This is a genomic window from Vibrio tapetis subsp. tapetis (assembly GCF_900233005.1).
GTDB classification, from domain to species: Bacteria; Pseudomonadota; Gammaproteobacteria; order Enterobacterales; family Vibrionaceae; genus Vibrio; species Vibrio tapetis.
Genome location: NZ_LT960612.1, coordinates 269,292 through 282,975 on the forward strand (window position 1 = coordinate 269,292; position 13,684 = coordinate 282,975).

The 13,684-nt window shown below is 42.8% G+C and carries 8 protein-coding genes, 1 tRNA gene and 2 pseudogenes; 3 read left to right on the forward strand and 8 right to left on the reverse strand.

Going from position 1 to position 13,684, the window contains the following annotated elements:
- Positions 1–56 precede the first annotated feature (56 nt).
- The 3 genes and pseudogenes from VTAP4600_RS18295 to VTAP4600_RS18305 all read right to left on the reverse strand — a co-directional run bounded on the left by VTAP4600_RS18295 (position 57) and on the right by VTAP4600_RS18305 (position 4,390).
- Complete coding sequence (locus tag VTAP4600_RS18295) at positions 57–2,123, reverse strand: TonB-dependent receptor (protein ID WP_102524238.1); 2,067 nt, start codon at positions 2,121–2,123, stop codon at positions 57–59.
- A gap of 522 nt (positions 2,124–2,645) precedes the next feature.
- A tRNA-Gly gene (locus tag VTAP4600_RS18300) sits at positions 2,646–2,720 on the reverse strand.
- 214 nt (positions 2,721–2,934) lie between these two features.
- A pseudogene (locus VTAP4600_RS18305) lies at positions 2,935–4,390 on the reverse strand (DUF3360 family protein).
- A 533-nt stretch (positions 4,391–4,923) separates the two neighbouring features.
- On the opposite strand from VTAP4600_RS18305, the gene VTAP4600_RS18310 reads away from it, so the two are divergent.
- On the forward strand, positions 4,924–5,283 hold the full coding sequence (locus tag VTAP4600_RS18310) for a diacylglycerol kinase (protein ID WP_102524239.1): 360 nt from the start codon (positions 4,924–4,926) through the stop codon (positions 5,281–5,283).
- A 19-nt stretch (positions 5,284–5,302) separates the two neighbouring features.
- Here the strand turns inward: VTAP4600_RS18310 and VTAP4600_RS18315 are convergent, their stop codons facing one another.
- From VTAP4600_RS18315 to VTAP4600_RS18325, 3 genes are all read right to left on the reverse strand, one after another.
- Complete coding sequence (locus VTAP4600_RS18315; protein ID WP_102524240.1) at positions 5,303–7,615, reverse strand: hybrid sensor histidine kinase/response regulator; 2,313 nt, start codon at positions 7,613–7,615, stop codon at positions 5,303–5,305.
- Between the two features lie 52 nt (positions 7,616–7,667).
- Positions 7,668–8,639: a cytochrome-c peroxidase gene (locus tag VTAP4600_RS18320; protein WP_102524241.1), complete on the reverse strand. Its 972-nt coding sequence runs from the start codon at positions 8,637–8,639 to the stop codon at positions 7,668–7,670.
- Between the two features lie 147 nt (positions 8,640–8,786).
- Positions 8,787–9,002 carry an alternative ribosome-rescue factor A gene (locus VTAP4600_RS18325; RefSeq protein ID WP_102524242.1) on the reverse strand — a complete coding sequence of 72 codons (216 nt, stop codon included), beginning with the start codon at positions 9,000–9,002 and terminating at the stop codon, positions 8,787–8,789.
- Positions 9,003–9,107: 105 nt separating this feature from the next.
- Between VTAP4600_RS18325 and VTAP4600_RS18330 the strand changes: the two genes are divergently transcribed.
- Positions 9,108–9,872, forward strand: coding sequence for a DUF4344 domain-containing metallopeptidase (locus VTAP4600_RS18330; RefSeq protein WP_102524243.1), 765 nt, complete (start codon positions 9,108–9,110; stop codon positions 9,870–9,872).
- Positions 9,873–10,303: 431 nt separating this feature from the next.
- Positions 10,304–11,388 (forward strand): annotated as a pseudogene (locus VTAP4600_RS26630) (carbohydrate porin).
- Between the two features lie 150 nt (positions 11,389–11,538).
- On the opposite strand, the gene VTAP4600_RS18340 reads toward VTAP4600_RS26630, so the two are convergent.
- Positions 11,539–11,787 (reverse strand): hypothetical protein, encoded by a 249-nt coding sequence (locus VTAP4600_RS18340; protein WP_102524244.1) that lies wholly within the window; start codon positions 11,785–11,787, stop codon positions 11,539–11,541.
- Between the two features lie 202 nt (positions 11,788–11,989).
- Positions 11,990–13,639 carry a methyl-accepting chemotaxis protein gene (locus VTAP4600_RS18345; RefSeq protein WP_102524245.1) on the reverse strand — a complete coding sequence of 550 codons (1,650 nt, stop codon included), beginning with the start codon at positions 13,637–13,639 and terminating at the stop codon, positions 11,990–11,992.
- Positions 13,640–13,684 lie beyond the last annotated feature (45 nt).

Below are 13,684 nucleotides of genomic sequence, written 5' to 3' on the forward strand. Positions count from 1 at the left end.
GCACATTGCATGCTGCCTGAAATGAAATGAGCGAATGCATGCTCAAAGTTGCTTAGTTAGAATTTTGCCTCTAAATCCAACCCAAACCTTAATGGTTCTCCGTAAGTACTGTACGAGCCAAAAGAGAAAGTTTGATAACGTTCATCGGTTAAATTAGCCCCCCATAAACGGACCGAGTAATTGTCACGATATGAAAAATCAAGATTGGCGTTGACAACAAAGTACGGTTCTTGGAATTTTTCGCCTCGCCCATCTTGAGCCACTTTTCCGAAATACCCCATGCTCATCGTAGGCGTAAAGCTCCAATCATCGTTGATATCAGCGAAGTATGTCGTTTCAACGTGAACATTGTGATCTGGCGCATACGGCACTCGATTGCCTTCGGCCATACTTGCCCCGGTATAACCGTCCACTTTAGTGATCTTTGCATCATTAAAACCAAACCTTAGGGCAGCTTGCCAAGCGTCGGTCAATAATGCAGAGACAGCCCCTTCAATTCCCCGAGAACGAACTTCTTGTATACTTGCAATACGAGTATTACCACCGGCATCTGGGTAAGCGTATTGAAAATTTTCTACTCGAGCATCAAATAGATTGATATTGGTCATTACCGAACGATCAAGCCAATAACTTTTATAACCAACTTCAAAGACTTTACTTGTTTCCGGAGCATAAGTTTTCCCGTAACCCAATCGTTCTCCAGAAGAGGTAGTTTCCTCATACATCCAACTGCCACCACCACTCAAAAGCCCTTCCCCATAACTTGTATAGACCGTGTGATCTCGCCCGAAATCTTTTGATAAAGCGGCTTTTGGCATGAACTTCGAATAGTCCGTGTTATAGTTACCCTGAGTCACCGATGGCTTTGAAAAAGAAGAATCTATATCATAATTCTCTTTTGTATAGCGTCCACCTAGATTAAGTGACCATGTGGGTGCAAAGCGCCAATTTGCATCAACGTAAGCGGTATAACTATCTCGGCTAAAATTACCTCTCGTTTTCGTCAACGCCGTATTAGACACTTTCATTGCAAATTGTTGATTATTATCTTCCGTTACTTTGTAATATGCTGCGCCGAAAATCCAATCGATAGGTAGCTCGCTAGGTGTTGATACGAGCCTAAGCTCTTGAAAATAATCTTTTTCCCTTATCCATGTATCGATCAACGTTGATGTGGCATCCGGTGTAACGGCTAGATCAGCATCAAACCTACCGAAAGAACTGATGTTTCGATATCCAGAAACAGAGCTTAATGTCCATTGACGGGAAATATTCCAATCTAAGCTTATCGCGGCGCCCTTTGACGTTTGGTCAAAGAGGCCTTCTACATCAAATGCAGTCTTAAGATCGTCACCACGGCTTGGTTTTGATGTCTCAGGCACATATGGGTACGCACCTCCTTTAGTTTCACCATAATCCATATACAACGTTGCCGACCAATCCTCATTCGGGGTCCAATATAAACTTATCGCTATATTGTTTTGTTTTTTATCATCAACAGGCTTGTCTAAATGTGTGTTATAAACAAAACCATCACGTTGTAAGTGATTGACGGCGATTTTTGCACTCAACTCATCTTCAATTAGTGGACTTGACGCTAAGACCTGAGCACTCTTTTCATTGTAGTTAGCGGCACCAAGCTTCACTCTGGCCGTTGGTTCATTAGCAGGCTTTTTCGTCGTAATGACAATAATGCCATCTCGGGCATTGCTACCATATATATTGCCCTGAGGTCCCCTTAGGAATTCGATAGATTCAACATCTACCAATGATAAATTCAATCCATACAAGCTAGTTTGCGGCACGCCATCGACATAAATAGGCACGTTAGCTTGCTCTAAATTTCTTGGTAGGCCTCGAACTTGAACATAATTGTAGTCCCCTGCAATATCAGATAATGACATGTTTGGGATCGACTTTATTGCATCGGAAACGGTCCGATATCGTTGTGTCTCCATATCTTCTGACGTTAGAGAATCCATACTCTGTGGAATGTCTTTAATATCTTTCCCTACTCGGGCTGCTTGCACGATCATCGTCTCATCGACGTTATCATTTGCAACCACAGGTAAAGTTCCCAGAAGCGCAGCAATCGCGGTTCCTACCACTGTTAAATTATTCATTTAATAAATCTCTACCACTTAATCCATAACCACCCAAATACTAAATGAAAACTATTCTCGTTAAAACGCAACGAACATCATTGAAAGGAGCAATTCAATCACTGTAAGGATTAGAGATAGATAAACGAGATCTAAGAGCGTCGTACTAAATGAGTTCCTTATTTAAAACTCATTTAGTACACTTCACATGTATGAAGAGACTTTGTTACATCATTTAAGAGGGATTAAATCCAGAGGCTAGAAATCAGAAGCTTTGCGCCCTGAGTTAAGTAAGTACGATTGCTAACGAGGTAAGCAATTATAACGTCGTGAGTAATGTTGCAAGCATCTCAATCAGTAGAGCGCTTTCAAAAAAAAGAAGGAGACTTACGCAGACAAAAAGGGAAGGACTATTAAAATACCAAACAATAGACTTAGGCATCGTAAGAAAGGTCGCTGTAGATTCAATGCAACAGATACGCAAAAAACGCACTTAAGCGTTTCATTTTTTAATTTGGAAAATTGTACCGAGAAAGGAGAAGTTGGAGCGTGCAGCGGGAATCGAACCCGCATCATCAGCTTGGAAGGCTGAGGTAATAGCCATTATACGATGCACGCACATCGTTGGTACGAGATAGATAATGCCACATCGACCGAGAAAGAAAAGCCCTAATTTGAATTTTTCTCCTAAAACTCAACTGTTTGCTGAAAATTCACACAAAGCGTACAAAGACTCAGCGATTTATACAGGCTAGCCGTCATAGGTCACGGCCTATCTCACACGAAACAGAAGAAAAGCAAGGGCCCTCACCCTTGCTGTTCTTCTATGAACTTACAATAATGCAGGAATTCCTGGCAATTGGCCCACGACAGCCAATGCGCCGACACAAATAATGACGGCCGTTAATGGGATAGCAATGCGGTCAGTACGAGATAAAGAAGCCGTACGTTCTTTATTGCCAATTAACCCCATATTATCGAGCAGCATTGTGATGGCCCAACCGAAAACGGGATTAACCAAAGCACAAGCAAACATACAGATGCCAGCACTTTGGGAGTTACGTGCATTTTTGACCATCTGCATTCCCGCTTCCAACAACGGTAAAAATACGCCCACGAGTAATGCAACGCGTAAAACCGGCTCCCATATGGCTAAATCCATCGGATAGCCCAGTACAGCGGCAAATACGCATAAAAAACCAGTCAGTAAAGCACCACCAGGGATCGGGCGCTTAGCAATAGCCGCTGGGATCATGTACGTTCCCCAAGATGAAGCAAGGTTGCCCCCCCCCTAAACCGGCTCCAACAATCTGACGAATGGAACAAACCGTCATAGTGTCGTCTACATCCATTAATGCGCCTTTCGCTTTCTTCGGATAATTAAGCTCCTGAAACACTCGATGGCCTAAAAAGTCCGGCGACCACATGGCTACTGCGAGAATCGCAAACGGAATAACCGCTATATAATGCTCTAGCGTTGGCCAGCCTAATTGCCACCCCGTATTTTCACCCCACCAATAAAATGGGCTCATATTAGGTAGCCCTGGGCTGGTAGAAAATTCAAATGGAACCCCCATCAAATAAGCGACGACTCCCGCAATAAACGAACAAAGCGGAATCGCAAGCCATCTCTTTTCTATTTTTGCTAAATACGCATAAATAACAATGGTGGCACTAATCACAATGAAAGAAACGGCATCAAGCCCTGCGTTAACAGACCAAGATTCAAATTTATTTAATTGACCAATTAACCCTACTGAACCTAAGTATATTAACAGCCCACCTCTCACCCCTTCTCCCGTTAATTTAACGAGCTTAGACCCACCTTTGGTTGCACTTAATATTAGCCCAAATACCCCGACCATTATTCCCAATGCCAACGGGTGACCACCAGCCGCAGCAATAAGTGGAATTAAGGGGATCATAGGTCCATGAGTTCCCGCGAGATTGGTTAACGGGTTCATAATCGCAGAAAAGAATACAACAAAGATGACACCTGCGATTAATAACTCGAAACGAACATTTTCTGCGACGAACTCTGGCGACAAGCCAAATTGAGCGGCAAATGCGGCAACCATTGCGGTTACCATCACTACTTTGCCTATCGTTGCGGCAATGGCTGGAACCCAGTCTTCAATTTCTATACCAAAGTCTCTAAAAGGTAAATGGACTCGCCAACGGCGTAAATCCATAATAGTCAGTTCATGCTCTAAGTACTCTGAACGTGTATCAAACTCTTTGGCCTTCTTCCGACGTGTTTGATAATCGCTACCCTGAAATTCACTCATTACAACTCCGTATGTTTTTATTATTCCCTCTACGATTATTGATGCGATGAATAATTTCTTATTGATACAAGTCAATATTAATAATTTACGTCATTTCATTCTTTGATTAATTCGCGTTCGTTCACAAATAGCCCCACACTATGAGAAGCTCATCACAAAAAGATTTATATATCGTTTAAACTCAAAAACCCAATTAACTCATTAATAAAGGCTCCGCACTGGTTAATAAATTCAATTTAATGCAGACAATCGTAATATTACAGAAACAATAAACACCTTGTCACATAAGTAATCTGTTCAATAATATTAAATCAGTGTCATTATATAATAACTTGCCACCCAAGTTAGACATAATTCAACTGACCAAGCTATCTTGGGGAATAAGTATGTACTTAGTACCGGCGACAATAAACCTTACTAAAAGAAAACCTATTAAGCCTGGAGGGTACCAAAGCAGCACGTTGAACTAGCCTTTACAGACAGATCATTTACAATACAACGCCAAGCATCATCGCGACTTAACAAGGAATACAATGAAACCCGGAGCTACAGGCTTAACTCGAATATTTCACGCTACACGTTACTCAATCCAAGGGCTAGAAGCTGCGTGGAAAAACGAAGCCGCTATCAGACAAGAAATCGCGTTGCTCGTCATTTTTGTACCGGTTACCTTTTTCTTACCCGTGACCAAGCTGGAACAAATAGCGCTGATTGTTTCCCTGCTTCTCATTTTACTTGTTGAATTACTTAACTCTGCAATTGAAGCGGTCGTAGATAGGATTGGGCCGGAGCATCACGAGCTCAGTGGCCGCGCAAAAGACATAGGCTCTGCGGCCGTAATGATTGCTCTGTTCATCGCGGCAATTATTTGGGGTGGGATTGTGTTGCTTTAGAGCGACTGATCGCATTATTTCATTGCCGATCCAGCTGCTGATTTTTAGTTTCTCTCATACGCTGCGCGTGATGTACGTTCACAGCCATAAGATTGACTAATTCTTGAAGTCGATCTATTTCGGGCAATTGCCCCCTTGCTAGATCGGCTTTAATTCTGTTTTGCAAACCCACCATATTTGTCAGTCCGAGCCTACTCGCGAACTCACTCAACTGGCCAAGGCTCTGGTTAAGGCTGTCTAAGTCAGTTTGCATATAACCAACAATCAGAGCCTCAATACCATCGTCAAACTTCTCTGCACACTCATCAATTAACGCGAGGTAGGCCTCTTCATCTTGTTCTAGCAATTGAAGCGCTTTACTGTGTGTTAACTCTTCTTCCGTTAGCGTTAGCCGCTCAAGCGTTTCACGCTGTAAGAGCTGACCATCGTGCTCAGTTTCATGCCTGCGTTGTTTCTTGTTTTCGCCTAAATGCTCATCTAACGTCAACCGATTGGAGAATTGACTTAAGGCATCGCTAAAGCTGGAACGCTGCAACGGTTTGGTTAAGACATGATCAGCACCAGAGGCAATCAGGTTGTCGTGTGCTTCTCTAAATACATCCGCAGTATACGCAAAGATCACCGTCTCGCAGTTTAATTCTTGTCGAATATAACGAGTCGCTTCAACCCCATTCATTTCAGGCATGTGATTATCCATCAAAATCAAATCATATGATTTCTCTTGCACCATCTGTGTCGCAATTAAGCCGTTCACTGCAATATCAACCGAATGACCCAGCTTGAGACAGAAAGATTTTGCGACGATGGCATTTACTCGGTTGTCCTCAGCCAACAATATTTGCAATGATTTAGAGTCGGGCTTAGGGTCAACGGAAATATTCGCCGTTGCTTCGGTTGAGGTCGATCTAACGACGGACCGAATGGGTAGTATGACTGAGAACGAACTGCCTAAACCAACGGTGCTTCTCAGTTCAATTCGTCCTCCCATCAGTTGTGTTAAGCGCTTAACAATGGCAAGCCCTAGTCCTGTTCCGCCAAATTTGCGTGTGGTCGAAGAGTCAGCCTGCTCAAATGACTCAAACACCACGCTTTGCTTATCTTGCGCAATCCCATCACCGGTATCGGTTACTGTCAGTTGTAGCGAACGCTCGGGGTCATCCCGCTGCTCGGCACGAACTCGGACATAACCTTGTTGGGTAAACTTAACGGCATTGCCGACAAGGTTGAAGACAATCTGCCTAATGCGTGCGATATCCCCTTCAAATTGCACCTCAGCGTCCACTTTATTTTCAATCAGCAGTTCCAGTTTCTTTTCATTCGCTAGCGGAGACACCGCGCTGATTACCGGCTTAATAACATCAGTAATATCGAATAGGACTTTCTCAAAGCTCAGTTTATTCTCTTCTACCTTCGAGTAATCAAGAATATCATTTAATAGTGTCACCAAATGCTGGCCGGATTCGAGTATCAACTTTATGTTTTCCTTCGTTGAATCCTCTTTGGTTTCACTCAACACAATTTCAGAAAGCCCCAACACGCCGTTCATTGGCGTCCTTAATTCATGACTCATCGTTGCCAAAAAGTTTGCCTTAGCTTTCGCCGCTTTTTGCGCTTGTTTTGATTGAAAGGCAAGCCGTTGGTTTAAAATCCGAAGCTTCTTCAATTGGTACAGGATATTGTGGACGACCAATAACGCAATCAAGAAAAAGCTCAACAAGAGCGTACTCCCTGCCAATAAGGTTTCCATCTGCTTAAGGTCATACAGCTTTTGCTCTGCCGTGCCAATAAACACAAACCCATGCTGTTCAACGATGTCTTGCGTCACACCCTGAATACGCTGCTCTATTTCACTCAGTTGAGTGGAAAACAATCGAATTTGGCTGTCTTGAATCGAGTCTCCGATCACTTGATCCATGAAGTTAAAAAGTTGCCATTCCAACCAACTCTCTTTTTTATACGATGCCAGTTTTCCTTCCAAAAATGAGTGTAATCGAAATAGGGTGTATTTTTTTGCCACCTGTAACCCAACCAGCATGTCTATTTTCTGAGTTTGTTCTCTGAGTTCTAAAGCAAATTCTTGTGCAGTATTGTGCACCGCTGATGAAGAGTCGAGTAATGAAAAACGGCCAAAATCTTGGGTCTCTTTAACCAACTTTTGTGCTTGGTTTTCTGTCTCGACCAAATGCTTGGTTAGTTCGAACGCCCTTACATCACTGGATGCATTTCGATGAAGGATATTGTCTCTTTGAATAATCAACTCAATGCCAATCTGAGAAAGCTTTACCTGAGTCTTCTCGATATACTGACTATTGCTATAAGCCAGTATCGACAAAGCTAAACTCCCAAAGAGTAACAAGACACAAATTAGGTTATACAATCGCGACCTATTCACTTTCAAACACCTCTAGTATGTATGGACGCGGTGCCGTTAGGGATTTTAAAAACGCTTCAATGTCTTTAACAGAATCAGGAGGGAGAGACACGCCTAGCTGTCCTTTTGCCATGATGTCTATGGCTTCTTGTAAACGTTGTGTTCTGCCATCATGGAAATATGGTGGGGTAATGGCGACATTTCTCAAGCTGGCAACCCGAAAATAGAACTTGTCTAGGCTGTTATTCGTCACTAAATGCTTGCCTGTATCAAGAGCACCGGGTTGCGGAACAAAGTAGCCAAACTTCTGGATCATACTGCCACCAATATTAGGGCCTTGATGGCACTGAATACAGCCAACAGTTTGAAACAAGTTCCACCCTCTTTTTGCGGCGTCATCAATGGCGAATAAATTACCGTTCAAGTATCGATCAAATGGGGCATTGGGTGTCACTAAGGCTTCCATAAAGGCGATCAAGCCTTGTTTTATATGCTCCTCGTTAATCTCCAAGTCGAGTTGTTCAAATAACCGTTGATATTGGGTAGAGCTTTCCATGTACTCAACGATATACGGCCAGCTAGAGGCCATTTCTAGAGGGTTATGTATTGGGCCATCTATTTGTTCCGAAAGTGAGTTCGCTCTGCCATCCCAAAAAAAACGATAATTTAACGACGCATTAAAAACCGTAATTGAGTTCCTTGGTCCCTGACCTCCTACCCCCGTAGAAACAGAGGAAGCTTCCGCACCATTTGAACTAAGATCATGACAAGATGCACAGCTAATAAGATGGTTGCTAGAAAGTTTAGGATCGTTAAAAACGGTCCACCCCAGCCGTGCCATATTGGTATTTACCGGGCTATCAGTTTCAATGGGTTGAACCCACAAAGAGACATCATTAGCAGAGGTGGGTAACCAACAAGTAGGAAGCAAAAATGCAGCGATGAATAGCGAACAATTATAAGAAAACCCACGAGAAAAGACCATTTAGGCGCCTATAAAATTAATCTATAATATTAATCTAGATGCTCAATGATATTTGTCCAACTTTTCCAAGGTTTACCGGTTTAAATAGTGCTAAATGATGTGATTAGACGTGAATGACCAAAAAAAAGCCCTATTCAAACATCGCGATTAAGCGACTTTTGAATAGGGCTCTTCGCCTCTATGTTTTCCTTTTCTCTTGAAACTCCCCTTCCCTTTTTTGGCTTTCTCTACTCTTGTTGTAAATAGCTTACTCGTCACAACCGCTTTCAATGCGTTGTCTTTAATTGTCCCTCGACCGAATTCGGTATCGCCATCGTGGCTTTCGATGTTATTCGGTTGAGATATTGAACGCTTCGCCTTCATTTTTATCTCCAAGTTAAAACATGCACAATTTTTGTGCGCTGGTATGTTGACTTTATCAAGCTTTAAAGTCAAATTTTAGTTAGCTCACATTCAAAAGGACTTCCAATGAAAAAGCTAGCAAAAGCTTTACTGGCCATCACCACAATCAGTTCATTCTCTACTTTGGCTAACAACATTACTGTCAGTTATCTAAAGCCAACAAATAGTGATGATAAAGCAAGTCTTATCCAGCTCCAAGAAAGCCAAATTAACGAGTTAGTTGTCGAGCTAGGGAAAACGCATTTTCCATTTGATAACCCATTAACCATTGAATACGGCTCTGACGATGGTCCATTGTTTAACCCGGAAACAAATACAATTCAAATGCCATATCACTTTATGGCCGAAGCGAATCATTACTTTTCCAAAAACAAATACGATGAAAAATTCAATAAATCAGCTCAAGATGGGGCTATCGATACCGTTCTTCACACTCTATTCCATGAAATAGCGCACGCGTATATTGCAGACAAGAATATCCCTATATTAGGCAAAGAAGAAGATGCTGCGGATAACCTGGCAGCGGTGATGATGATCGAATACGTTGATAATGGAGCCGACAGCGCCATCAGTGCCGCAGACATGTTTGCATTTGAAAGTGAGGACATGCCCCAAGATATTCAAGCAGCAGAATACATTGATGAACACAGCTTTAACTTACAACGTTACTTCCAAACACTATGCTTGGTCTATGGCAGTGATCCCGAGCAATACTCAACGTTACTCGATGAGATTGGGGAAGACGGCCTTGAAGACAGACAAGCATTCTGTGAGATGAACTACCAAGACATTTATAATAATTGGCATGTTTATTTAGGCAAAGCGCCTTAGCAAACCTGAACAATGTTGTCACGACTGCATATCTCAGCGTAGCGATACATACTATGTATCGCTACGAACAAAGTTAAGATCGGCAGTCAGGCTAGCTACGTTCTTTGCCGTGCTCGCTTCCTTTGCCTTTTCCACTCCACTCCCAACTAAGCCAAGCCAAAACCCACCGAAACCTCTTCAAAAAAAGCACCATAAAGCCCTTAAAACGGCCCGCTGTCCATAAACGTTCTTTACAAATATTACCCTTTAATGTGCCTAGATAATTAATTACTCATTATTTAGGTGAAGAAACCGGTCATCTCAGCGTTAATGGTTGCTCCATTTAAAATCATTCAATAATACGGTTGAGCTAAGTCGTACAACTCAGTAGCCAATAAAAACAGGAAGCTATTGATATGAACAAAACATGTCTATCAAAATCGAAGTTACTTATGACTTTTGTCGCGGCTAATACCCTACTGATTTCAGCTGAAGTCACCTCTTCTGAGCATAAACCGATAAGTGTGGTCGGTGATTATTATATGTTTGGTCTATCTTCTAGTGATCCACTTCAAGGGAAGGATAATAGCGCGGCTTCGGGTATTGCCAGAATAACGTTAGATTGGCTAGCGTTAGAAGATGAGTCCACTTTAGATAAGGGGTCATTTCGAATAAGAGTCGACCATAAGCACTCCTATACTGAGGACTCTCCTTCTAACTACGTGATGAACAATATCGGTGGTTTTGGCTTGATACAACCCGCGTTTAGTGACATCGGGTTAAGGCTAACTAACCTGTATTGGAAACAAGAGTTTAATAGCCAAGATACTGAACTGATGGTCGGTTTTTTAGACAGTACGGATTACGTCGACACTTATGCATTAGGAAACCCGTATTCAGGATTTTCCAACCTACATTCAGCACAGGTGCAGGCGCGATCGCTATTCCAGATGAATCGACGTTCGGGGCCTCTGTGCGTCACATGTTATCGGATAACTACTATTCTTACGTGAGTTTCTCTGATGCAAAAGCTGACTCAACAGAACCTTTTATTGGTGTCAGCAATTTCTTTAAAGATACTCAATACTTTAAGTCATTAGAACTGGGCTGGGTTCCATCTAAAGAAGCGTTTTATATGCAGAATTCTCACCTAATTGTATGGCACAGTGATGGCCCTAGAAAACAAGCCAGTGATAATTATGGTGCTAACTGGTCAACGATTTACAAAATGGGGAAATGGGTGCCATTCTTCAGGGCTGGGGTAGCTAAGGGGCCTGAAGCTCTTTATAAATCATCTGTCGTTGCCGGTACTGGCTATTTGGGTGTTTGGGATGGAACCTTGGGTTTAGCCGTTGGCTGGGCGTCGCCCAACGCTTCACTTGATGACACCTACAACTCAGAGATCTATTATCGAATAAACTTCGGCCCGGTATCTCTCACTCCTAACATCCAGTATATCAACTCGCTTCCTTTTAATTCTAAGTCTGATGACGCATGGATATTTGGTTTGAGGGGGCATATCAACGTCAGTTTATAGATACGCATTTTACACCGCCGATGACTCACATTGTGACAATGAAAAAACGTCACACTGAGTCTCTACTGCTGCGTAACGTAAACGACTGAAAGGTATGTATTTACATACCTTTCTTTGCGTCGCTCGCTGACTGGATTCTGAGTCTATCTATTATTCTGAGCCCGTTCGGTTATACCATGCATCGAGTAATTCTTTACCAAAGATAACTTCTGTTTGCATGTGCATAACAATCAACGCGACCACCACGAATGCGCACACGATATTGAACCATCGGGTTATTTTGTCACGCTGACGTTTATCAAATATGGCTATTTGTAATCCAACTAATGCAAGCGGGTAGCCGAATACAATCACAAAGAACCAGCCCAAAAAACTAGAAATTGCCATCGGTGTATTCATTTTGTCTCTCCTTGACTAAAAAGCACGAAGAAACTGTATCGCGTTATTAATTATGGTTTCTGACTGAGAATGCTGAATGTCTAAAGCACAACGCTAGATAGGGCACGAGTTGGAGGTAGCTTAACTCAGGGTTAAGTCGTCGTGAGCGGAAGAAAATAGCCCTAGCGAAAGAATTCCCTGCTAGGGCTCGGACACACGGTAACTATACCGTAAATCTATCGACTAAGTGGGCGAGTTCGTTGGCTTTGCCTTTTAGAGCGGTGCTTCCCGAACGGTTCTCGTTTGCCAGTTCTGCTGAACTTGCACTTTGATCCGAAATTACCACGATACGTTCAGATATTTCTTGCCCAACGATACTTTGCTCCTCGGTCGCTGTCGCAATTAACGCGTTCATATCCATAATGTTGTGAATGAATTCTTGCACTTGCTCTAGTGCGATGCTGGCCGCTTTTGCTTCCTCAACGGTACCTTGGCTCCTTTGTTGACTGGAATTCATCACACTGACCGCAGCATCAGAGGCAGACTTAAGTTGTTCGATCATTTTGTGAATTTCGCCGGTACTATCTTGGGTTCTACTTGCTAGTTTTCGGACTTCATCCGCCACGACCGCAAACCCTCGACCTTGCTCCCCTGCCCTTGCAGCTTCAATGGCAGCGTTAAGCGCTAAGAGATTAGTCTGTTCGGCAATATCTTGAATCACCTCTAGTAGGCTAGAAATATTTTTCACATCCCCTTCAAGCCTAGAAATCACTTCGTTTGCATTGGAAATTTCGTTCGCTAGTTCAATGACAGACTCTGCCGCAGCTTCAACAATACGATTGGCATGTTTGGTGTGGTCGTCGGCATCTTTCGCCGAGCTTGCAGCCTGATTCGCGTTGTTGGAAATGTCGTTAGCCGTCGTTGTCATTTCGGTCATCGCCGTTGCGACTTGTTCTGTTTCACTTCGCTGCCCGTCAGCAATGGTATCGACTTTAGAGGCGCGTTCAGACATGTCGTTGGTTTCTGACACCACTTGTTCACTCACAGACGTGACGTTAGTAATGATAAGCTGCAAACTTTCTACAAAATGATTAAAGTTACGGCTAAGCTCCGCAAATTCAGGCACTTTGAACGCTGGCATTCTCGCGGTTAAGTCGGCATCGCCACCAGCAAAGCTCTTAATTGACTCATCAAACATCGCCAGTGGTCTCAAAATACTTCTATTTACCAGCATTGCTAACAATGAAACACACCCGACGACCACCAAACCAATAATAATGATATTCATAATGGCTCGATTTAACTGCTCATGACTGGCTGCCGCCATTTCGTTAATCGTTTTATCCACATCATCAGTATAAAAGCCCGTACCAATCATTAAATCCCATTGTGGGAAGAAAACAGAATAGCTTAACTTGGGTAGTGGCGTTGTTTCACCGGGTTTTGGAAAGAAATAGGTGGTGAAATCACCAGTTTTGGCGTTTTTCAGTAGCTCTCGTATTAGATAAGTTCCATTACTGTCTTGTAGATCCCAATAGCTATTGCCAACGCCTGTGTCACTCTGACCTTGGATCACCCGTATCCCTTTGGAGTCATAGCCAAAAATGTAGCCGCTACCACTGAACTTAATACTTTTAAGCACCACCGATGCTTCTTCTAAGGTTCCATTCGTATCGGTAATTGGCTTTAGGGCTGTTTTGGCAATTTCTAAGAAGGCTTTTAGCTCATCACGCTTCATTTCCATCATGTTGTCACGAGCTAAGGCCATTTGATTATCTGTTAACTTATTGGTTTCATAATACGTTAACAACATCAGGCTCAAGGAGATGATAATGAGAGGCGCTATAGAGAGGTTTCGGATTGTTAGGTTCATGTTCAGACGTCCTTATAATGATAGCAAGCTACCGATGGACAACTG

Excerpts from the sequence above, each read along its gene's own strand:
- VTAP4600_RS18295 (WP_102524238.1), bottom strand. The coding sequence starts at position 2,123 with ATGAATAATTTAACAGTGGTAGGAACCGCGATTGCTGCGCTTCTGGGA.
- VTAP4600_RS18310 (WP_102524239.1), top strand. The coding sequence starts at position 4,924 with ATGAAACCCGGAGCTACAGGCTTAACTCGAATATTTCACGCTACACGT.
- VTAP4600_RS18320 (WP_102524241.1), bottom strand. The coding sequence starts at position 8,639 with ATGGTCTTTTCTCGTGGGTTTTCTTATAATTGTTCGCTATTCATCGCT.
- VTAP4600_RS18325 (WP_102524242.1), bottom strand. The coding sequence starts at position 9,002 with ATGAAGGCGAAGCGTTCAATATCTCAACCGAATAACATCGAAAGCCAC.
- VTAP4600_RS18330 (WP_102524243.1), top strand. The coding sequence starts at position 9,108 with ATGAAAAAGCTAGCAAAAGCTTTACTGGCCATCACCACAATCAGTTCA.
- VTAP4600_RS18340 (WP_102524244.1), bottom strand. The coding sequence starts at position 11,787 with ATGAATACACCGATGGCAATTTCTAGTTTTTTGGGCTGGTTCTTTGTG.
- VTAP4600_RS18345 (WP_102524245.1), bottom strand. The coding sequence starts at position 13,639 with ATGAACCTAACAATCCGAAACCTCTCTATAGCGCCTCTCATTATCATC.